The organism is Acidovorax sp. 94, from assembly GCF_003634645.1.
GTDB lineage: Bacteria > Pseudomonadota > Gammaproteobacteria > Burkholderiales > Burkholderiaceae_C > Acidovorax > Acidovorax facilis.
Genome location: NZ_RBJA01000001.1, coordinates 3,199,112 through 3,221,042, shown reverse-complemented (window position 1 = coordinate 3,221,042; position 21,931 = coordinate 3,199,112). Strand labels below are relative to the sequence as shown.

At 65.9% G+C, this 21,931-nt stretch carries 17 protein-coding genes; 12 read left to right on the top strand and 5 right to left on the bottom strand.

The genetic code is table 11. The features are described 5' to 3' along the window. The first annotated feature begins 12 nt into the window (after positions 1-12). The 4 genes from C8C94_RS14760 to C8C94_RS14745 all read left to right on the top strand — a co-directional run bounded on the left by C8C94_RS14760 (position 13) and on the right by C8C94_RS14745 (position 4,368). The gene (locus C8C94_RS14760; RefSeq protein WP_121421252.1) at positions 13-732 is read left to right on the top strand and encodes a DUF4126 domain-containing protein; all 720 of its coding nucleotides are present in this window, start codon (positions 13-15) and stop codon (positions 730-732) included. 117 nt (positions 733-849) lie between these two features. Then, a complete protein-coding gene (locus C8C94_RS14755) occupies positions 850-2,877 on the top strand; it encodes an acetyl/propionyl/methylcrotonyl-CoA carboxylase subunit alpha (protein WP_121422879.1) in 2,028 nt (675 codons plus the stop codon). Positions 2,878-2,946: 69 nt separating this feature from the next. Continuing rightward, the gene (locus C8C94_RS14750; RefSeq protein WP_121421251.1) at positions 2,947-3,867 is read left to right on the top strand and encodes a glyoxylate/hydroxypyruvate reductase A; all 921 of its coding nucleotides are present in this window, start codon (positions 2,947-2,949) and stop codon (positions 3,865-3,867) included. A gap of 42 nt (positions 3,868-3,909) precedes the next feature. Next, positions 3,910-4,368 (top strand): DUF3592 domain-containing protein, encoded by a 459-nt coding sequence (locus C8C94_RS14745; RefSeq protein ID WP_121421250.1) that lies wholly within the window; start codon positions 3,910-3,912, stop codon positions 4,366-4,368. Positions 4,369-4,401: 33 nt separating this feature from the next. Here the strand turns inward: C8C94_RS14745 and C8C94_RS14740 are convergent, their stop codons facing one another. The 3 genes from C8C94_RS14740 to C8C94_RS14730 all read right to left on the bottom strand — a co-directional run bounded on the left by C8C94_RS14740 (position 4,402) and on the right by C8C94_RS14730 (position 7,365). Further along, positions 4,402-5,430, bottom strand: a complete 1,029-nt coding sequence (locus C8C94_RS14740; protein ID WP_121421249.1) for a tripartite tricarboxylate transporter substrate binding protein — start codon at positions 5,428-5,430, stop codon at positions 4,402-4,404. An 82-nt stretch (positions 5,431-5,512) separates the two neighbouring features. Next, positions 5,513-6,370 carry a 3-keto-5-aminohexanoate cleavage protein gene (locus C8C94_RS14735; RefSeq protein WP_121421248.1) on the bottom strand — a complete coding sequence of 286 codons (858 nt, stop codon included), beginning with the start codon at positions 6,368-6,370 and terminating at the stop codon, positions 5,513-5,515. Next, complete coding sequence (locus tag C8C94_RS14730; protein WP_121421247.1) at positions 6,367-7,365, bottom strand: 3-hydroxyacyl-CoA dehydrogenase family protein; 999 nt, start codon at positions 7,363-7,365, stop codon at positions 6,367-6,369. The genes C8C94_RS14735 and C8C94_RS14730 overlap by 4 nt, the downstream gene beginning before the upstream one ends. Positions 7,366-7,475: 110 nt before the next feature. On the opposite strand from C8C94_RS14730, the gene C8C94_RS14725 reads away from it, so the two are divergent. From C8C94_RS14725 to C8C94_RS14695, 7 genes are all read left to right on the top strand, one after another. Continuing rightward, positions 7,476-8,393, top strand: coding sequence for a LysR family transcriptional regulator (locus C8C94_RS14725; protein ID WP_121421246.1), 918 nt, complete (start codon positions 7,476-7,478; stop codon positions 8,391-8,393). Positions 8,394-8,491: 98 nt separating this feature from the next. Next, complete coding sequence (locus C8C94_RS14720) at positions 8,492-9,400, top strand: hydroxymethylglutaryl-CoA lyase (RefSeq protein ID WP_121421245.1); 909 nt, start codon at positions 8,492-8,494, stop codon at positions 9,398-9,400. Between the two features lie 165 nt (positions 9,401-9,565). After that, the gene (locus C8C94_RS14715) at positions 9,566-10,084 is read left to right on the top strand and encodes a YbaK/EbsC family protein (protein ID WP_121421244.1); all 519 of its coding nucleotides are present in this window, start codon (positions 9,566-9,568) and stop codon (positions 10,082-10,084) included. Then, positions 10,081-10,353, top strand: coding sequence for a DUF1289 domain-containing protein (locus C8C94_RS14710; RefSeq protein WP_121421243.1), 273 nt, complete (start codon positions 10,081-10,083; stop codon positions 10,351-10,353). The genes C8C94_RS14715 and C8C94_RS14710 overlap by 4 nt, the downstream gene beginning before the upstream one ends. Positions 10,354-10,356: 3 nt before the next feature. Beyond that, positions 10,357-11,010, top strand: coding sequence for a 2-hydroxychromene-2-carboxylate isomerase (locus C8C94_RS14705; RefSeq protein WP_121421242.1), 654 nt, complete (start codon positions 10,357-10,359; stop codon positions 11,008-11,010). Positions 11,011-11,184: 174 nt separating this feature from the next. After that, positions 11,185-12,846 (top strand): MFS transporter, encoded by a 1,662-nt coding sequence (locus C8C94_RS14700; protein WP_121421241.1) that lies wholly within the window; start codon positions 11,185-11,187, stop codon positions 12,844-12,846. Positions 12,847-12,989: 143 nt separating this feature from the next. Further along, complete coding sequence (locus C8C94_RS14695; RefSeq protein ID WP_121421240.1) at positions 12,990-13,181, top strand: hypothetical protein; 192 nt, start codon at positions 12,990-12,992, stop codon at positions 13,179-13,181. A 164-nt stretch (positions 13,182-13,345) separates the two neighbouring features. Here the strand turns inward: C8C94_RS14695 and C8C94_RS14690 are convergent, their stop codons facing one another. After that, positions 13,346-14,467, bottom strand: a complete 1,122-nt coding sequence (locus tag C8C94_RS14690; protein WP_158603292.1) for an ABC transporter substrate-binding protein — start codon at positions 14,465-14,467, stop codon at positions 13,346-13,348. 172 nt (positions 14,468-14,639) lie between these two features. After that, the gene (locus C8C94_RS14685; protein ID WP_121421238.1) at positions 14,640-15,755 is read right to left on the bottom strand and encodes an ABC transporter substrate-binding protein; all 1,116 of its coding nucleotides are present in this window, start codon (positions 15,753-15,755) and stop codon (positions 14,640-14,642) included. A 183-nt stretch (positions 15,756-15,938) separates the two neighbouring features. Here C8C94_RS14685 and uvrA point away from each other — a divergent pair, with 183 nt between their 5' ends. Beyond that, positions 15,939-21,812, top strand: coding sequence for an excinuclease ABC subunit UvrA (gene uvrA, locus C8C94_RS14680; protein ID WP_121421237.1), 5,874 nt, complete (start codon positions 15,939-15,941; stop codon positions 21,810-21,812). The last annotated feature ends 119 nt before the right edge of the window (positions 21,813-21,931 follow it).

Here is a 21,931-nt window from a genome sequence, read left to right as displayed (position 1 = left end):
TACTTAACGGCCATGGACACCCTCTGGTTCAACATCGTGCAGTGGCTCCACACGCTGGGTCTGCATGTGGATGGCGGCACTGCGCGCGCCGTGGGCGACGCGGCAGCTACGGCAACTGCGAAGCTCGACATGCCCAGCCTGCTGGCGCTGGCCGCCGCACTGGGCTGGGCCAGCGGGTTCCGGTTGTATGCCGTGGTGTTCCTGGTCGGCATGATGGGCGTGCTGGGCTGGATGCCCCTGCCGCCCGGCCTGGCCATGCTGCAGCACCCGCTGGTGCTGATGGTCAGCGGCTTCATGCTGATGGTGGAGTTTTTTGCCGACAAGGTGCCCTGGGTGGACAGCGCCTGGGATGCCTTGCACGCCTTCATTCGCGTGCCTGCGGGCGCCGCTTTGGCCTATGGCGTGTTTGGCGCCGACAACGCCACCATGGCCGTGGTGGCTGGGCTGCTGGGGGGCTCGCTCTCTGCCACGGCGCTGGCCACCAAGATGACCACGCGGGCGGCGGTGAACACCTCGCCCGAGCCGTTTTCCAACTGGGGCCTGTCGTTCTTGGAAGACGGCCTGGTCGTGGCCGTGGTCTGGCTGGCCACGCAGCACCCGGTGGCGTTTGGTGTTGCGTTGGTCGTGATGGTGGTGGTGTCCGTACTGCTGCTGGTGGTGCTGTTCAAGTTTCTGCGCGCCGTGGTGCGGCGCTTGTCTTCATTCTTTTCTGGTTCTGCCAAGGTGGCTTAAAAATGTTCAACAAGATACTCATCGCAAATCGAGGCGAAAACAGCCGCGCAGCGGATGTTTCTGCAAATCGGATGGCACGCGCAGCGTGCGCAGGCGATCTCGCCGCAGGAGGGCGCCATGTTTAAAAAGATCCTCATCGCCAATCGAGGCGAGATCGCTTGCCGTGTGGCCGCAACCGCCAAGCGCCTGGGCGTGAAAACCGTTGCCGTGTATTCCGATGCCGACGCCAACGCCAAACATGTCGCCGTGTGCGACGAGGCCGTGCACATTGGCGGCAGCGCGCCCAAGGACAGCTACCTGCGCTGGGAGCGCATCATCGACGCCGCCAAGGCCACGGGCGCGCAGGCTATCCACCCTGGCTACGGTTTCCTGAGCGAGAACGAAGACTTTGCCAAGGCCTGTGCCGACGCAGGCCTCGTCTTCATCGGCCCCCCCGCCAGCGCCATCAATGCCATGGGGCTGAAGGCCGAGTCCAAGCGCCTGATGGAGCAGGCCCAGGTGCCCCTGGTGCCCGGCTACCACGGCGCTGACCAGGACCCGGCACTGCTGCAACGCGAGGCGGACCGCATTGGCTACCCGGTGCTCATCAAGGCCAGCGCGGGTGGTGGTGGCAAGGGCATGCGCGCCGTGGACAAGGCCGAGGATTTTGCGGCGGCGCTCGACTCCTGCAAGCGCGAGGCCATCAACAGCTTCGGCGACGACGCGGTGCTGGTCGAAAAATACGTGCAGCGCCCCCGCCACATCGAGATCCAGGTGTTCGGCGACACGCACGGCAACTGCGTGTACCTGTTTGAGCGCGACTGCTCGGTGCAGCGCCGCCACCAGAAGGTGCTGGAAGAAGCACCGGCCCCCGGCATGACGCCGGAGCTGCGCGCCCGCATGGGCGAGGCTGCCGTGGCCGCAGCACGGGCGGTGAACTACGTGGGCGCGGGCACGGTGGAATTCATCGTCGAGCAGCCCGGCGGCTACGACGCGCCCGAGCAGATGAAGTTCTACTTCATGGAGATGAACACCCGCCTGCAGGTGGAGCACCCCGTGACCGAGGCCATCACGGGCCTCGATCTGGTGGAGTGGCAACTGCGCGTGGCCTCAGGCGAGCCCTTGCCGCTCAAACAGGAAGACCTGCGTATCCACGGCCACGCCATCGAGGCGCGCATCTGCGCCGAGAATCCCGACAACAACTTCCTGCCCGCCACCGGCGCGCTCAACGTGTATGCGCTGCCCGAGTGCGTCACCTTCGAACGGGGCGCGGTGCGCGTGGATTCCGGCGTGCGCCAGGGCGATGCGATCAGCCCGTTCTACGACTCCATGGTGGCCAAGCTCATCGTGCACGGCGACACGCGTGCGCAAGCCCTGGCCCGGCTCGATGAAGCGCTGGCGCAGACCCACATCGTGGGCCTGGCCACTAACGTGCAGTTCCTGCGCCGCGTGGCTTGCACCGAGGCATTTGCCAGCGCCAAGCTGGACACCGCGCTGATCCCGCGCGAGCAGGCCGTGCTGTTCCACCAGGAAAGCGTGGGCCTGCCGCTGGCCGCTGCGGCGGCGGTGGCCCAGACCCTGCTGCGCGAGCGCGCCAGCGAGGGCGTGGACCCGTTCAGCCGCCGCGATGGTTTCCACACCCATGGCGTGGTGCAGCGCCGGTTTGAGTTCGAGTTTGGTGGCGAGCACGCCAAAGCGCTGCTGACCTACGAGCGTGGTGGCAGCCTGCATCTGGCCGTCGGCGAGGGCGATGCCGCCGTGGCCGGGCCGTTGGTGTTCAGCGCTGTGGGGCAGGGCATCGAATTGCAGTTTGCAGGTCAGCGCACGCGTGCGGCTGTGTATGCCCAGGGCGAGGGGGACCATGTGTTCACCCCGCTGGGCGCCACGCAGATCACTGCCATCGACCTGCTGGCCCACGCGGGCGAGGCTGCGGCCGAAGGCGGGCGCCTCACAGCCCCTATGCCTGGCAAGGTGGTGTCGTTTGCCGTGAAGGCGGGCGATGCGGTAACCAAGGGCCAACCGCTGGCAGTGATGGAAGCCATGAAGATGGAACACACCATTGCTGCCCCTGCGGATGGTGTGGTGCAGGAGCTGCTGTATGCGCCGGGCGACCAGGTGACCGAGGGGGCAGAGCTGCTCAAACTGGCAGCCGCCGACAAGGCCTGAGCCAAGTAGTGTCCCGAGTCGTCTGCAGGTGACAGCGCAGGGGGCTCAATGCGGCTACGCTTGGGCCCCATGAAAATCACCTTTTGCTGTACCGACACCAAGGCCGAACCCTGGCTGCAGGGCCTGGCCGCCGCGCTGCCCGGCGCTGAGATTTCTGTTTGGCAACCCGGCGCCCCGAAGGCCGACTACGCCGTGGTCTGGGCACCACCCCAGCGGTTCATGGACGAACAGCCAGCGCTCAAAGCCCTGTTCAACATTGGCGCGGGGGTGGATGCCCTGCTCAAGCTGCGTCTGCCTCCCAAGGCCCTGGTGGTGCGCCTGGACGACGCAGGCATGGCCGTGCAGATGGCCGAGTACGTGTGCCACGCGGTCATCCGCCACTTCCGCGAGTTTGACGGCTATGAGGCCGACACCCAGGCGGGCCGCTGGGGCTACCGCAAGCCGCGCCTGCGCAGCGATTACCCCATCGGCGTGATGGGCCTGGGCGTGCTGGGCGAGCGGGTTGCCAAGGCGCTGGCGCAGTTTGAATTTCCCATCAACGGCTGGAGCCGCAGCCCCAAGGCCATCGACGGCGTGCGCGCGTTTGCGGGTGCGGACCAGTTCCAAGATTTTCTGGCCGCGAGCCGCGTGCTGGTCAACCTGCTGCCGCTCACGCCCGATACGGCCAACGTGATCAACAAGGACACGCTCGCTCGCCTGCAGCCGGGTGCCTACGTGATCAATGTGGCGCGCGGCGCTCACCTGGTGGACGAAGACCTGCTGGCCGCCATTGACAGCGGCCATGTGGCAGGCGCCACGCTCGATGTGTTCCGCACCGAGCCGTTGCCCGCAGGCCATGCGTTCTGGACGCACCCGCGCATCACCGTCACGCCCCACACCTCGGCGCGCACGCTGCGCGACGAGAGCATTGCCCAGATCGCACGCAAGATGGTGGCGCTGGAGCACGGCGAGACGGTGGCGGGCATCGTGAACCCCGCGCGAGGCTACTGAGGCCGCCGGTCCACGCGCTCGCCAGCGTAGAGAATGGCGAGCATGAGCACCTCCACCTTCCGCCGCTTCTTTGGCCTTTTGGGCTGGATCCTGCTGGTGCCCAGCGCCTTGACCGCGCTGGGTGCGGCGTGGTTATTGGCCTCTGGCATGAACATGCTGGGCGACACGCACACCGCCAAGGGCCGGGTGGTGGCGCATGAAGAAATCATGACAGGCCCATCCCACCGCCGGGGGCTTGCCAAGAAAAGCATTGTGGAGTTTGTGGCGGGCGATGGGCGAGCCTACAGCTTCACGGATTCGGTCGCACGCCAGCAGCAGGCCATCCACAAGGTGGGTGAGACTGTTTCGGTGCGCTACTCCGCCAAGGACCCAGCGCAGGCGGAAATCCGCAGTTCCACCACCGTGAAGATCGTGATGGGTGCAGTGATGCTGCTCTCCAGCGCCATCGGTATGGCAGTGGGCTGGCTGTTGCTGCGCTTGCGCCCCAGGTCTGTCGCATAGCCCTCTGTGCGCGGGCACAGAGGGTGTGCCTTTTCAATCCACCGTCACGCCGGCATCGCGCACCAGCTTGCCTAGGCGCTGCGCGTCGGCCTTGATGAGCGCCCCGAAATCTGCCGCCGTGCCCCCCACCGCAGGCGTGCCAATGGCTTCCCATTTGGCGCGGAAGGCGGGTTCCTTGAAGATCGCGTTCACCGTGGCGTTGAGCTTGTCGACGGTGGCTTGCGGGGTGCCAGCGCGCACCGCAATGCCATGCCAGCCGGTGATCTGGTAGCCCGCAATGCCAGCCTCCGCCATGGTGGGCACATTGGGCAGCACCTTGGCACGTTCGCTGGATGTGACGGCCAGCGGGATGAGCTTGCCCGCCTGAATGTGGGGCAGGGAGCTACCGACGATGTCAAACATCACGTTCACCTGTCCGCCGATCAGGTCGTTGAGCGCTGGGCCAGCGCCCCGGTAGGGGATGTGCCCCATCTTCACGCCCGCTGTGGTGTTGAACAGCTCACCCGCCAGGTGCTGCGGTGTGCCGTTGCCGGCCGACGCGTAGCTCAGCACCGGCTTGCCCGCCTTGGCCAGGGCCAGGAATTCGGCCAGGGTCTTGACGCCCAGCGAGGGGTGCACTTCCAGCACCAGCGGGAATGCCGACAGCTGGATCACCGGCGCCAGATCGGTCAGCGGGTTGAACGGCATGCTGGCGTACAGCGACGGGTTGACTGCCATCGGGCCGCTGGCGGCCAGCAGCAGCGTGTGGCCGTCCGCTGGCGCCTGTTTGGCCACCTCCGCGCTGCCTGTGTTGCCACCAGCGCCGCCCTTGTTGTCCACCACCACAGGTACACCCAGGCGGCTTTGCAGCTCGGGCTGCAGCATGCGGGCCATCAGGTCGGTGGGGCCACCGGGCGGGTAGGGCACCACAAAGCGGATGGTCTTGCTGGGGAAGGCGGTGGCGGCCGTCTGCGCCGCTGCGTGACCTGCGACGCCCAGGGCCAGGGGCACGGCAAGGGCTGCGTGCAGCACGGCGCGCCGGGCGGTGCGAGGCGTGGATAAGGAAAGGTGGCGGTGGTGCATGTCTGTCTCCTGTGGGGATGGATAAAGCCCGTCTGTCGCGGGTTGATGTCAATGGATGGGGGGCGCGATGGAGCGGTGCCGCTCAGCCTGCGCCAAAGCGCTGCCGGATGTCGGCGGCGGTGGCCAGCGGGCGGCCCAGTGCGGCGGCGGCTTCGACGGCCTGGCGCACCAGTGCGGTGTTGTCGGGGGCCACGCTGCCGTCCTTGCACAGCAGGTTGTTTTCAAACCCCACGCGGGCGTGGCCGCCAAACACGGCGGCTGCGGCCACGCAGGCGTTCTCTGCCGCCCCGAAGGCGCACACGGCCCAGGGCTCGTTGCCGTCATGGGCGTTCAGAAAAGGCAACAGGTCGCGCGGGCTGGAGGTCTGGCCCGCGCTGTAGCGGCCCAGCACAAACAGCAGGAACCAAGGCGCATCCGGCACCACGCCACTGGCGCGCAGCGCCTGCCAGCGGCGCAGGTCGGACACGTCGTACAGGATGACCTGCACCATGGTGCGGCGCTGGGCCAGGCCGGTGAAGAAGCGCTGCAGTCCGGCTTCGCCGATCTCGGGCTTGTCCACTTCGCGCAGTCCGATGGACACGGCCTCGGGTTGCAGGGCCTCCACCATGGCGATCTGCGCGGGGGCCTGGTACACGCCTGCGGCTTCGCTGGTGATCTGGATGACCATCGCGTCGCCCACAGCCTGGCGCACCACGCGCTGCGCCTCGCGGTAGCCCTCCACATCGAGGCTGTGGCGGCCTTGCGCGTCGCGTATGTGCATGTGCAGCATGGCCGCTCCCGCGTCCAGGCAGGCCTTGGCCGTGGTGGCCAGCGTGGCCGGTGTGATGGGCACGGCGGAGTGGTCGGCGGGCTGCTTGTAGGCGCCGTTGGGCGCCACGGTCACGATCAGCGGGTCAACCCACTGGCTGGCAATGGTGGGTGATGCGGGCGATGCACTCATGCGCGGGCTCCAGTGGTCGTTGGGGTGTCCGTCGGTGACGTGTCGGTGGGGGGATCGATGGTGGGCAGCTCGCTGGCAAGCAGGGCCAGGCCCTGGCGCAGCAGCGTGTCGTAGCGCGCGCGTTCGGCCTGCTTGCGGTCTTCGGGCCAGTCGAAAAAGCCCTTGCCCGTCTTCATGCCCAAGGTGCCCTGGGCCACCTTGTCGCGCAGGGCCTGGGCGGGTACGTCGGTGTTCGAGAGCGTGGGGTACATGGTGGCGGCGGCGGCGGTGTGCACCTCGATGCCTGCGTGGTCGCGCTGCAGCACCGGCCCGGCCGCCAGAAAGCGGAAGCCGAAGCCAAAGCGCACGGCGGCGTCTACGTCTTCGGGCGAGGCAATGCCTTCGTCGATGAGCGCAAACGCCTCGCGCGAGAGCGCATGCTGCATGCGGTTGGCCAGAAAGCCCGGCTTGTCCTTCTTGACCAGCACCGGCACGCTGCCGCAGCCGCGCATGAAGGCGTGCAGCCAGGTGCCCAGTGCCGGGTCGCTGCGCTCGCCCAGCACCACCTCCACCAGCGGCACCAGGTGGGCGGGCATGAAGAAGTGCAGGCCCAGCATCCGCTGCACCGTGGCCAGTCCCTGGGCGATGGCACTGATGGGAAAGCCCGAGCTGTTGCTGGCCAGCACGGCGTTGGGGGGGGCGACGGTTTCCAGCTCGGCAAACAGCTTTTGTTTGGCTGCCAGTTGCTCGGTGATGCATTCCACCACCAGCACCACGCCGCTCCAGTCCACGTCCTGCAGGCTGGCACACACCTGCACCGGGCCGGCGTGGGCGGCCTGGCCGGCAGCGGCCAGCTCCTGCGCAATGTGGGGCAGCAAGTGGTCGCGGCGGGCGGCGTGGGGGTCCACCACCGTGACCTGCGCGCCGCCCCGGGCCAGGACCACGGCCACATCGGCCCCCATGGTGCCTCCGCCTACCACCACGGTGCGTGCGTTGCGCGGCGAACTGTTCTCCATCGTGTCTCCTTGTGGCTCTCAATCTGCTCAAGCGGTGTGCTTGCGTTGAATTCAGTCTAGGGGGCTCGCATTGCGCGGTCCAGACGTCTTTTTCGATAGACTGATCAGCTATGAAGATCAATTGGTCCGCCCGCGAGGTGGATGTGTTCCTCTCCCTGGCCGAGACGCTGAGTTTTCGGCGCACGGCCTTGCAGATGCACCTGTCGCAGTCGGCGGTGTCGGGCACGGTGGCTCGGCTGGAGGAGATGCTGGACGTGCGCCTGTTCGAGCGCACCACGCGCACCGTGCAACTCACGTTGGCGGGCGAGGTGTTTGCCGAGCAGGCGCGGTTTCTGCGCCACCAGATGGAGGAGACCGTGCGCCGCGTGCAGGAGGTGGCGCAGCTGCAAGTGGGTCGCATTGCGCTAGCGGCGCTGCCGTCGCTGGCAGCCGGGGCCGTGCCCCGCGCGTTTGCCCGGTTCGCCACACAGCACCCGGGCGTGCAGATGGAGCTGATCGACAGCCTGGCGGGCCTGGCGTTTGACATGGTGCGCGCCGGGCGCGTGGACTTTGCACTCACCGCTGCCAACCCCGCCTATGCCGACCTGGACTACACCCCGCTGGTGTCCGACCGCTTTGTGCTGCTGATGGGGCGCACGCACCCGCTGGCCCGAGGGCGCAGCGCCATTGCCTGGGCGGATGTGGCCGAGCTGCCGCACATCTCCATGCCCGCAGGTACCAGCGTGCGGCAGTATGCGGAAGAAGCCTTGCTGACCCACCGCATCCGTTTTGCGCCGCGCTATGAGGTGGAACACCTGGCCACCATCGCGGCCATGGTGGCTGCGGGGCTGGGCGTGAGCGCGCTGCCCGAACTGGCCGCCCAAGTGGTGCGCCGGCCCGAGGTGGTCACGCGAGCGCTCAAGGCGCCCGTGCTGCACCGGCCCATCGGGCTGATCACGCTCCGGGGGCGGCCGCTGTCGCTGGCGGCGCAGGCCATGGTGGCCCTGCTGCGGCAAGAGGTGGCGGGTGATGGCACCCGTACGGGCTGATGGCGCGTCCGGCGAATGGTCTGGCACGATATGGGGTGGCCCTGTGGAAGCGGTGGCGAGACAATGGCGGCATTCCTTGATCCACCCTTGGTAGCCCCATGAGCATTCCCTCCCGCGTCCACCTCATCGACGTTGGCCCCCGTGACGGCCTGCAGAACGAAAAGACCCCGGTGCCCGCCGCCGTCAAGATCGAGCTGGTGCACCGCCTGCAGCAGGCGGGCCTGAAAGAGATCGAAGTCACCAGCTACGTCAGTCCCAAGTGGGTGCCGCAGATGGCCGACAACCATGAGGTGATGGCCGGTATCACCCGCCAGAGCGGTGTCGCGTATTCGGTGCTCACGCCCAACCTCAAGGGCTTTGAGGCTGCCGTGCTGGACAAACCCGACGAGATCGTTGTCTTCGGCTCGGCCAGCGAGGCCTTCAGCCAGCGCAACATCAACTGCAGCATTGCCGAGAGCATCGAGCGTTTTGCCCCCGTGGTGGAGGCCGCACGGGCCGCTGGCATCCGTGTGCGCGGCGCCATGAGCTGCACCGTGGGCTGCCCGTACGAAGGCGACATTGCGCCCGAGCGCGTGGCGTATCTCGCAGGCCTGCTCCAGGGCATTGGCGTGCAGCGTGTGGACGTGGCCGACACCATCGGCGTGGGCACGCCGCGCAAGGTGCAGAAGGCGCTGGAGGCCACGTTGCAGCACTTTGGCATCGACGAGGTGTCGGGCCACTTTCATGACACCTACGGGCAGGCGCTGTCCAACACGCTGGCCGCGCTGGAGCTGGGCGTGTGGAACTTCCAGTCGTCCGTGGCCGGGCTGGGCGGCTGTCCCTATGCCAAGGGCGCCACCGGCAACGTGGCCACCGAAGACGTGGTGTACATGCTGCAGGGCATGGGCATCGAGACGGGCATCGACCTCGACAAGCTAATCGACGCGGGTGCCTACATTAGCGACTTTCTGGGCCGCAAGCCCAACTCCCGCGCTGCCAACGCGCTATTGACCAAACGTGCGGGGTAATAGGCCACTGCCGCTGAGACGCTGACGCATCTCAGCCGCCTCGCTCCCAGTGCGGAAGGGATGCACCCGCTGGTCCGGCAGGGCCTGTGCTGCCGGCGCGTCGGCCGGGGCTGGCGCCATGCGGTCAAAATACCTGGGACGATTGTGATTTCGGAGTAAGAAACGATGTGTGGAGCTGAACTGAAAAATCTGCCTGAAGGTGTGCAGCGCGTGGCTGCAGCGCTGGAATCCCTGGGCCACCCCCACCGGCCGCAGATGCTGGACGACGCAGCGCGCACCGCGCAGCAGGCGGCCGATGCGCTGGGCATTGCCGTGGGGCAGATTGCCAAGAGCATCATCTTTCGCCGCAAGAGCGATGATGTGGCCGTGCTGGTGGTCACCTCGGGCGACCGGCGGGTGGACGAGAAAAAGGTGGAGGCCCACGTGGGCGGCAAGATCGGCCGCGCCGATGCCGACTTCGTGAAAAGCCGCACGGGCTTTTCCATCGGTGGTGTGTCGCCCGTGGCGCACGCCACGCCTCCCGTCACGCTGATCGATCAGAACCTGCTGCGCTTTGAGGTGGTGTGGGCGGCGGCGGGGCATCCGCATGGTGTGTTTGCGCTGCACCCCAGCGATCTTCAGCGGCTGACGGGTGCACCCGTGGTGGATGTGGTGCAGGTGGTTGCACCTGAGTCTGCGGCATGAATGCTATTGAATTGCTAGCTGTTCGCGCTTTGCAGATAAGCGCTGGTGGCCATTTTGATGCTGAAAACACCGAGGCCGTGCCCTCGCCCTGCATCTCGGTCTGCCGTATGTCGCCCGACCGCAGCCACTGCGAGGGCTGCTTTCGCTCCCTCGACGAGATCCGCATCTGGTCGCGTGCCGACTCGCACCTGCGGCGGGGCATCTGGCGCCAGTTGCTGGACCGGGCGGGCATTGCCGTGCCGGTGCAGCCAGAAAGCGCAGAAGGCTGAGCCATGAAACACATCACGTTCTACCTCGACTTCATTTCGCCCTACGCCTGGCTGGCCTTTGAGCGCCTGCCCGAGGCGCTGGTGGACCTGAGCTACAGCGTCGAATACCGCCCGGTGCTGCTGGGCGCGTTGCTGCAGCAGCACGCCAACCCGGGGCCCGCGGGCATTGCGCCCAAGCGCGCCTGGACCTACCGCCACGTGACCTGGCTGGGCCATGCGCAGGGCACGCCACTGCAGATGCCTGCGCGCCACCCGTTCAACCCGCTGCCGCTGCTGCGCCAGGCGCTGGCCTGCAGCGACGATGGCGCCATCAACCGCTATGTGGCGGGCACCGTGCTGCGCCATGTGTGGCAGGGCGGGCACGACGCGCTGGACGCCGAGCGCCTGGCCGCGCTGGCGGCCGATCTGGCCGAACAAATCCGCCCGGGGCAGGACATGCACAGCGAGGGCCCCAAGGCGCTGCTGCGCGCCAACACCGAGGCCGCGCAGGCAGCGGGCGTGTTTGGCGTGCCTGCGTTTGCGGTGGACGGCAAGGTTTTCTGGGGGCTCGACAGCCTGCCCATGCTGCGCGCCTACCTGGAAGGTGACGACTGGTTTGATGGCCCGGGCTGGAATGCTGTCAGCCAGCTCCCATCGGGTTTACCCGCGAAGTCCTGAGCTGTTTCCGGATGCTGAAAGAGGTGCTGCGGGTTTCTCCCTAAGTTGTCAGAGAGCGGTCAGTTTGATGAAAGCTCTTGTTGGTTTCGCGTCAGAGCGTGGTCAGTGCCATCTCCAAGAATGCGTACAGCCCGCCGCAGTGCGGTCTGCACAACCAATAGGAGACTAGACACCATGGCAACCATCCATCCCGCACCGCGGCCGATGTCGCCCGAAGAGCGCAAGGTCATCTTCGCGTCGTCGCTCGGCACCGTTTTCGAGTGGTACGACTTTTACCTGTACGGCTCGCTCGCCGCCATCATCGCCAAGCAGTTCTTCAGCGGGCTGGATGCCGGATCGGCGTTCATCTTCGCGCTGCTGGCCTTCGCAGCGGGCTTCATCGTCCGTCCGTTCGGCGCGATTTTCTTCGGCCGCCTGGGCGACATGATCGGCCGCAAGTACACGTTCCTGGTCACCATCCTGATCATGGGCTTGTCCACCTTCATCGTAGGCATCTTGCCGACCTATGCCTCCATCGGTGTGGCGGCCCCGGTCATCCTGATCATTCTGCGCCTGCTGCAAGGCCTGGCGCTGGGCGGTGAGTACGGCGGCGCAGCCACCTATGTGGCCGAGCATGCTCCGCACGGCAAACGCGGCGCCTACACCGCCTGGATCCAGACCACGGCCACGCTGGGGCTGTTTCTGTCGCTGATGGTAATTCTGGGTACCCGCACCGTGCTGGGCGAAGAAGCCTTTGGCGACTGGGGCTGGCGCATTCCGTTCATCGTGTCGATCCTGCTGCTGGCCATCTCGGTCTGGATCCGTCTGTCCATGAACGAATCGCCTGCCTTCCAGAAGATGAAGGCCGAGGGCAAGACCTCCAAGGCCCCACTGACCGAGTCTTTCGGCCAGTGGAAGAACCTGAAGATCGTGATCCTGGCGCTGGTGGGCCTGACCGCCGGCCAGGCCGTGGTGTGGTACTCGGGCCAGTTCTATGCGCTGTTCTTCCTGACACAAGCCCTGAAGGTTGATGGCGCCACCGCCAACATCTTTGTGGCTGTGTCGCTGCTGATCGGCACACCGTTCTTCATCGTGTTCGGTTCGCTGTCGGACAAGATTGGCCGCAAGCCCATCATCCTGGCAGGCTGCCTGCTGGCCGCGCTGACGTACTTCCCTGTGTTCGGCGCACTGACCAAGGCGGCCAACCCCGCCCTGGCTGAAGCCCAGGCCAAGAACCAAGTGATCGTGACGGCAGACCCCAAGGAATGCTCGTTCCAGTTCAACCCCACCGGCACCACCAAGTTCACCAGCTCGTGCGACATCGCCAAGCAGGTTCTGGCTGGCGCTTCGGTGAGCTATGACAACGCCGTGGGCGCCGCCGGTACCCCCGCCACCATCAAGATCGGTGAAACCGTCATCGCCTCGTACACCAGCAAGGGCCTGCCCGCTGACGAAGCCAAGAAGAAAGATGGCGAGTTCAAGAAGGCTGTGGCCGATGCACTGAAGGCTGCGGGCTACCCCACCAAGGCAGATCCCGCCCGCATCGACAAGGTCATGGTCACCGTGATCCTGACCTACCTGGTGCTGCTGGTGACCATGGTGTACGGCCCTATTGCCGCCATGCTGGTCGAAATGTTCCCCACCCGCATCCGCTACACCTCGATGTCCCTGCCGTACCACATCGGTAACGGCTGGTTCGGCGGTCTGCTGCCCACCACGGCGTTCGCCATCGTGGCCCAGACCGGCAACATGTACAACGGCCTGTGGTACCCCATCATCATTGCCGGTGCCACGGTGGTGATCGGTGGCTTGTTCATCAAGGAAACCAAGGACGTGGACATCTACGCCAACGACTGATCGGTTCTGACCGGTGAACAGGGCCCGCCCCGCAAGGGTCGGGCCCTGTGTTCCATCAAGGGGCTTGTGCCACACAGTACAACCTACAACGCAGCGCCCAGGCTCCTTGATTGAACAAACCCATCCCTCTAGGAGATATTGATATGTGGAAGATTGTTGTTGGCTTCGTCTTGTTTGCTGCGTTGTCGATGTACGTGATCATCACGGCGGGCGACAAGGCCGACATGGGTGGTGAAAAACACGGCGCAGATGCCGTGCATGCGCCCGAACCCGCTGCCAGTTCACCCGCAGCGGCGCCTGCGTCGGCACCTGCATCTGCGGCCAGCGCGCAGTAAGCCGCCGGGCCCCATCCCGAGCCCATCAAAAAAGCCTGCAGCCGAAAGGCCGCAGGCTTTTGTTTTGTGCGGGGCTGTCACGGTGGGCCGCACACTCCACGCCCCTACCGCTCCTCGCGCGGCGCAGGGCAAGAGCCCGCACAGCGCCTCAGTTTCTTAGGGTGTCATCGCTTGAAGCGCCCGTCACTTCCGATGATGGAAAGGTCGGCGAACACCAGACCGCTGTGGTCCGTGGGGCTGTAGCTCAGCTCCACGCCACCCAGGTCCCACTTCTTGATGCTCTCCAGGCCTGTGTGCAGCTTGGCGCGGTCCGGCTTGGGGCCCGCGCGTTTGATACCTTCCAGCAGCACCTTGGCGCTGACGAAGCCCTCCACCATCGCGGGCGTGAGATCGGAAAAGTTCTTGGCGCGGGCCAGCTCCATGGCTTCCTTGACCACCGGGTAGTTCACCGACCGCTCGGAGGGAAAGACCTGCGTGACCACAACCCCCCGGGCCTGGTCGCCCAGCAGTTTGACAAAGCCGCCCGAGGCATTGTTGGACAGTGTCACGATCTGCCCCGTGACCCCTGCAGCGCGCAACGCCTTGATGCCGTCCACCACCGCCGCGCCCGTGCCGATGAAGACCACGGCCTGGGGCTGCTTTTGCGCCACACGCGGTGCAATGGCGCTGTAGTCGGGCTTGGCACGGTCAAACTTCTCGACAAAGAGGGCTTCCAGCTGGTTGGCCTTGAAGCCCAGCTGTGCCCCTGCCAGGCCATCTGCGCCAAAGGTGTCGTCCACATGCACCACGCCAATGCGCTTGATGCCCAGGGTGTTGAGGTGGGTGATGGCCTTTTCCACCTCGCGCTGGTAGGGCGCGCGCACGTTGAAGATGAACCTGTGTACCGGCTGGTGGAGCACCATGGCGCCGGTGGAGGGGCCGACCAGCGGCACGCCGTGCTGCTCCAGCAGCGGCATGATGCCCTGGGTGTGGGGCGTGCCCCGTGTCATGAACAGCCCGATCACGCCTTTTTCCTCAATCAGAACGCGGGTGTTTTCGAGGGTCAGCTTGGGGTCGAATTTGTCGTCCAGGGATATGACCTCCACCTTCTGCCCTGCGATACCGCCCCGGGCGTTGATGTGATCAATGTAGAGCGCCGCGCCCTGCATGGATTCGGCCACCGTGGCCGCTGCCGAGCCCGTGATGCCCACCGTCTGTCCAATGAGAATCTGTCCGTGGGCTGCGCCCACCATTGCGAAGATGGCGGCCAGGGTAGCGCCCCCGCGAAGCCAGTGTGTCAATCTCATGTTTGTCCCAAGATGCCTGTTTGTTGGAGGCATCAATATAGATACAAACGGTGACAAATAAACTGTAGAAATACGTAGGCCCGGACGGAGCCGGGCCTGCGCAACCTATGGCCATCCGGGAGATGGCTCCTAGAGCCTGTTTGCGATCCCCTGCGAGATCGTAAACAGGCTCTTAGCGACGGAACCTGCCGTCCGTACCAATGATGGAGAGGTCGGCAAAGTCCAGGCCCGTGTGGTCGTCTGGGCCGTAGCTCACCTCCAGCCCGCCCAGGTCGAATTTCTTGATGCCTTCCAGGGCTGTGTGGATCTTGTCGCGGCTGGGTTTGGGGCCGGCGCGCTTGAGGCCTTCCACCAGCACCTTGGCGGCTGCAAAACCTTCGAGCATGGCGGGGCTGATCTCCTGCAAGCCCTTGGCCCGGGCCAGCTCCTGGGCTTCCTTGACCATGGCGTAGGTCACCGCGCGCTCATTGGGGTACACCTGGGTCACGATCACGCCGCGCGCATTGTTGCCCAGGCTCTTGATGAAGCCGCCCGAGGCATTGTTGGACAGCGTCACGATCTGTGCGGCAGAGCCTGCGGCGCGCAGCGCATTGCTGCCATCGACCACGGCAGAGCCGGAGGCGATCATCAGCACGGCCTGGGTGTCTGCCTTGGCCACCTTGGCCGCAACTGGGGCGAAATCAGGCTTGGCACGGTCAAACTTCTCCAGCACCACGGGTGTGAGCTTGGCCGCCGCCAGGCCTTTTTGTGCCCCCGCCACGCCATCGGCGCCAAAGCTGTCGTCGGCATACACCACGGCAATGCGGGTAATGCCCATGGAGGCCAGGTGGGTCATGGCCTTTTCTGCCTCGCGCTGGTAGGTGGCGCGCACGTTGAAGATGTATTTGCGCACGGGCTGGTGCAGCACCATGGCGCCCGTGGAAGGGCCGACCAGTGCCACGCCGTGCTTTTCCAGCAGGGGAACGATGGCCTCGGTGTGGGGCGTGCCGCGTGTGAGGAACAGCGCTGACACATTGTTTTCCTCGATCAGCTTGCGCGCGTTTTCTGCGGCCAGCTTGGGGTCGAACTTGTCGTCCAGCGAGGTCAGTTCGATTTTCTGGCCGTTGACGCCGCCCTTGGCATTGACCGCATCGATATAGAGCAGGGCGCCGTCGGTGGTTTCCTTAACGCCTGCCGCCACCTGCCCGGAGAAGCCGGCGGTTTGCCCGATCAGGATCTGGGCATGGCCAGCGCCGCACAGCGCGGCGGCCAGAGCGACTGCGGCTCCCCATTGTGTCCATTTGTACATGGTCGTCTCCTTGGATTGACTGGCTACTCTAGACAAATGTGCCCTGTTTGCGAACCGGCATAACCCGATGTGGTGACAGCACCTGTCAGCAGACCCGCAATCAAAGGGTATTGCGGCAAGGCCGGACGGGCGCCACTGCGGTGCCTAGAATGTTCCGCCTCACCCTCGAAAAAGACTGCCTCCATGACCCAGGGACTGATCCGTATCCGCGGCGCACGCCAGCACAACCTCAAGAACCTGGATCTGGACATCCGCACCGGCGAACTCACGGTGGTCACGGGGCCCAGCGGCTCGGGCAAATCCAGCCTGGTGTTTGACACGCTCTATGCCGAGGGCCAGCGCCGCTACGTGGAGACCTTCAGCGCCTACGCGCGCCAGTTCCTCGATCGCATGGACAAGCCCGCCGTGGACAAGGTCGAGGGCGTGCCGCCGGCCATTGCCATCGACCAGACCAACCCCGTGCGCTCCAGCCGCTCCACCGTGGGCACGATGACGGAACTGAACGACCACCTGAAGTTGCTGTTCGCCCGTGCGGGCCAGTTGTTCGACAAGCAGACGGCGCAGCCGGTGCGCCATGACTCGCCCGAGACCATCTACGCCGAGCTGGCCGCGCGCTGCGCTGCCGCCAGTGACCCCCGCATCGTGCTGACCTTCCCGGTCGAACTCCCCGCCAATACATCGGCCGAGCAGGTCGAGCAATGGCTGTCCGCCAGTGGCTTCACCAAGGTGCAGGCCGAGCGCGAGGTGGCCACGCCCACCGGCCCGCGCAAGGTGCTGGATGTGGTGGCCGACCGGTTCCGTCTGGGCAATGCCGAGAAGGCGCGGGTGATCGAGGCCATCGAGGTCGCGCTCAAGCGCGGCACGGGGCGCTTGAATGTCTATCGGCTCTTGGACGAGAGCGAACCAGAGCTGTGGAGGTTTTCGACGGGCCTGCACTGCCCCGACAGCGACCTGCGCTACAGCGACCCCATTCCGTCCGCCTTCTCGTTCAACTCCGCCGTGGGTGCGTGCGACAGCTGCCGGGGCTTTGGCCGCGTGATCGGCGTGGACTACGGCCTCGTCATCCCCAACGACAAGCTCACGCTGCGCGCGGGCGCCATCAAGACCATCCAGACCCCCGCGTGGAAAGAAGCGCAGGACGACCTCATGCGCCATGCCGAAACGGCTGGTATCCCGCGCGACACGCCCTGGTACAAGCTGACCGACGACCAGAAAAAGTGGGTGATCGGCGGCGCCCCCGGCTACAAGGACGGGCAATGGAGCAAGCAGTGGTACGGCATCAAGCGCTTTTTTGAGTACCTGGAGAGCAAGGCCTACAAGATGCACATCCGCGTGCTCTTGTCCAAGTACCGCAGCTACACGCCATGCCCCACCTGCGCGGGTGCGCGGCTCAAGACCGAAAGCCTGCTCTGGCGCATCGGCCGCAAGGAGGATGCCGATGCGGTGCTGGAGCCTGGCAAACGCTTCATGCCCGAAGGCGTGCAATGGTCGCGCGAGCAACTGGAAGCCTTGCCTGGCCTGTGCCTGCACGATCTGATGCTGCTGCCCATTGACCGCCTGCGCCAGTTCTTTGATCGCATGCAACTGCCGGTGGGCGACGACGCCAAGGGCGGCGACGCGCAAGCGCTCAAGCTGCTGCACGAAGAAATCACCACCCGCCTCAGGTACCTGTGCGACGTGGGCATTGGCTACCTCACGCTCGACCGGCAAAGCCGCACACTGAGTGGCGGCGAGGTGCAGCGCATCAACCTCACCACGGCACTGGGTACCAGCCTGGTCAACACGCTGTTCGTGCTGGACGAGCCCAGCATCGGCCTGCACCCGCGCGACATGCACCGCATCACCGAGGCCATGCTGCGCCTGCGCGATGCGGGCAACACGCTGGTGGTGGTGGAGCACGACCCCGCCGTGATGCTGGCGGCTGACCGCATGATCGACATGGGCCCTGGCCCCGGTCGCTTGGGCGGGCAGATCGTGTTTGACGGCACCACGGCCGATTTGCGCAACGCCGACACGCTGACCGGCGCCTACCTGGGTGGGCGCAAGCACGTGGGTTTTGGCTTCAAGCGAATGGTCACCGAATCCACGCCGCGCCTCATCCTCGAAGGCGCGCGCGAGCACAACCTGCAGGATGTGACGGTGGAGTTCCCGCTGCAGCGCCTGGTCACCGTGACCGGCGTCAGTGGCTCGGGCAAGTCCAGCCTGATCCAGGACGTGCTGGCCCCCGCGCTGCTGCGCCACTTTGGCAAGGCCACCGACACGCCGGGCGCGCACGACCGCATGCTGGGCGCCGACCATTTGTCGGATGTCGTGTTTGTCGATCAATCCCCCATCGGAAAAACCGCTCGATCCAACCCCGTGAGCTACGTGGGCGCGTGGGACAGCATCCGCGAACTGTTTGCCGTGGCGCCGCTGTCGAAGCAGCGCAGCTACACGGCCAGCAAGTTCAGCTTCAACAGCGGCGATGGGCGCTGCCCGACCTGTGGCGGCTCGGGCTTTGAGCATGTGGAGATGCAGTTCCTGTCAGACGTGTACTTGCGCTGCCCCGATTGCGACGGCAAGCGTTACCGGCCCGAGATCCTGGAGATCACCATCGAGCGCGGTGGTCGGACGTTGAATGTGGCCGACGTGTTGGCGCTCACGGTGGCCGAGGCAGCCGACCTGTTTGCCAATGACCGCGATGTGATCCGCGCGCTGCAGCCCATCGTGGATGTAGGGCTCGAATACGTGGCGTTGGGCCAGCCCGTGCCGACCTTGTCAGGCGGCGAGGCGCAGCGCCTCAAGCTTGCAGGCTTTCTGGCCGAGGCCGCGCGCAGCGCATCCAAATCGCGCCAGTCCGTCGCCCGCAAAGGCACGCTGTTCTTGTTTGACGAGCCCACCACTGGCCTGCACTTTGACGACATTGCCAAGTTGATGCGCGCGCTGCGCAAGCTCATCGATGCGGGGCACTCGCTCATCGTCATCGAGCACAACCTGGACGTGATTCGCGCCAGCGACTGGCTCATCGACCTGGGCCCTGAAGGCGGCTACGCGGGCGGCCTCATCGTGGCGGAGGGCACGCCCGAGGACGTGCGTGCCCATGCCACCTCACACACCGGGCAGGCGCTGCGCGACTACGAACTGGCGCTGGGCGTGGGCGGCCACTCGGTGCACGAAAAAGCTGCTGTGCTACGAAAATCAGAGCGCCTCGCGCATATGAATCAAGCGCCAGCGGCCAAAAACGCTATACAAATCGTCAACGCCAAGGAGCACAACCTCAAGAACCTGAGCGTGGACATTCCGCGTGGCAAGTTCAACGTGGTGACGGGCGTGAGCGGCTCGGGCAAGTCCACGCTCGCGTTTGACATTTTGTTCAACGAAGGCCAGCGGCGTTACCTCGAATCGCTCAACGCCTATGCCCGCAGCATCGTGCAGCCAGCCGGTCGGCCCGAGGTGGATGCCGTGTACGGCATCCCGCCCACTGTCGCCATCGAGCAGCGCCTCTCGCGCGGCGGTCGCAAGTCCACCGTGGGCACCACCACCGAGGTGTGGCACTTTCTGCGCCTGCTGTACGTCAAGCTGGGCACCCAGCACTGCACCAAAGACGGCGCAGCCGTGCAGCCGCAAACGCCCGAGAGCATCGCCGCGCAGCTGCTCACGCAGTTCCGCGGCCAGCACATCGGCCTGCTCGCGCCGCTGGTGATGAACCGCAAGGGCGTCTATACCGAGCTGGCCGACTGGGCGCGCCCGCGCGGCTTTACGCATCTGCGCGTGGATGGCAACTTCTTGCCCACCACGAACTTCCCGCGCATCGACCGCTTCAAGGAACACACCATCGAGCTGCCCGTGGCCAGCCTCGATGTGTCGCCCGAGAACGAAGCGGCTTTGCGCACCGCGCTGGCCGATGCGCTCACGCATGGCAAGGGCGTGGTGCATGTTCTCTCGGGCATCACAGGCCTGCGCGAAGCCATGGAGGGCGGCCAGCCCACGGCCGGTATTGGCACGCTGCAGGCGTTCTCCACCAAACGCGCCTGCCCGGTGTGCGCCACCAGCTATGCCGAGCTGGACCCGCGCCTGTTCAGCTACAACAGCAAGCACGGCTGGTGCCCCGACTGCGTCGGCACGGGTGTCAAGCTCACCAAGGACCAGCGCAAGGTGTTTGACGACTCGGTGCAGGACGACAAGGAAAAAGGCCGCGAGCAGACCTTTGCCGAGCCCGAGGTGGAAGACCTGGCCGACACGGCCTGCCCGAGCTGCAGCGGCACACGCCTGAACGCCACCGCGCGTGCTGTGCAGTTTGCCGGTGTGGGCATCACCGACATTGCCGCGCTGTCCGTCACGGACGTGCGCCGCTGGGTCGAGACCCTGCGCATTGAAGGTGGCATGACGGCGCGCGAGGCCGACATTGCCCGCGACCTAGTGCCCGAGATCCAGAGCCGCTTGGAGTTTTTGGAAGAAGTGGGCCTGGGTTACCTCACGCTGGACCGGGGGGCGCCCACGCTCAGCGGTGGCGAGGCACAGCGCATCCGCCTGGCCGCGCAGCTGGGCAGCAACCTGCAGGGCGTGTGCTACGTGCTCGACGAGCCCACCATCGGCCTGCATGCGCGCGACAACCAGATCCTGCTCAACGCTCTGCACAAGCTGGGTGACAAGGGCAACACGCTGGTAGTGGTGGAGCACGACGAAGACACCATCCGCCGTGCCGACCACATCATCGACATCGGCCCCAGCGCCGGCAAACGCGGCGGGCGCCTGGTGGCGCAGGGCAGCGTGGCCGACATCACGGGCGCCGAAGATTCGCAAACCGGCCGCTACCTGCTGCACGCCATGAAGCATCCTCTGCAGCTGCGCCGCAGCATGTCGGCCAGCGAGGTCAGTGCCGAGGCCACAGCCGCCTTTGCCCGTGCCGAAGCTGCGGCGCCTACCGGCCGACAGAGCGCTGCCGTCAAGAAGCGCGCGGCCCAGGCCGCATCGCTGGCCGCAGACGCGCTGACCGAGGCCAAGGAACGTGCCGCCATGCGCTGGCTTGCGGTGCATGGCGCGCAGTTGCACAACTTGCAGAACGTGACGGCCACCGTGCCACTGCACCGCCTGGTGGCAGTGACGGGCGTGAGCGGTTCGGGTAAGTCGACCCTGGCGCGCGATGTGCTGCTGGCCAATGTGCAGGCCTGGGTGCAGCAGCGCAGTACCAAGGCCGGGCGCGATGCCATGGACGCGGGCAAGGCGCCGCCGCTGGTGGGTTGCACGGGCCTATCGGGCTTCGAGAGCATCGACCGCGTGTTGGAAGTGGACCAGACGCCCATCGGCAAAACGCCGCGTTCATGCCCCGCCACCTACATCGGCTTCTGGGACACCATCCGCAAGCTGTTTGCCGAGACGCTGGAGGCCAAGGCACGTGGCTATGCGGCTGGGCGCTTTTCTTTCAACACCGGCGAAGGCCGCTGCCCCGGCTGCGAAGGCGCGGGCGTGCGCACCATCGAGATGAGCTTTCTGCCGGATGTGAAGGTGCCCTGCGAAACCTGCCACGGCGCGCGCTTCAACCCCGAAACCCTGGCCGTGACCTGGCGCGGCAAGAGCATTGGCGACGTACTGCAGATGGAGGTGGATGAGGCCGTGGGCTTCTTCGCCACCATGCCCAGCATTGCGCACCCGCTGCAGCTCTTGCAGGACGTTGGTCTGGGCTATCTCACGCTGGGCCAGCCGTCGCCCACACTTTCTGGCGGTGAAGCGCAGCGCATCAAGCTCGTGACCGAGCTGACCAAGGTGCGCGACGAGGTGGGCCGCCGAGGGCAGAAGGCGCCGCACACACTGTATGTGCTGGATGAGCCCACCGTGGGCCTGCACATGGCCGACGTCGACAAGCTCATCCGCGTGTTGCACCGCCTGGTCGATGGCGGCCACAGCGTGATCGTGATCGAGCACGACCTGGATGTGATCGCCGAAGCCGACTGGATTCTGGACCTGGGCCCGGAAGGTGGCAACGCGGGCGGGCGCATCGTGGCAGCCGCGACGCCCGAGGATGTGGTGGCGGCGGGTACACATACTGGAAGAGCGCTGGCGGCGGTGTTGGCGCGCTGAGACACCTGAGCGGTGCGGGCGGCAGGGGCAGGGTGGTGCCAACCAGCCATTGGTTTGGCGCACACCCCTGTCGGCCCATGTCCTACGCACAACGCGGAACATGGCGCACGCGCTGCGCG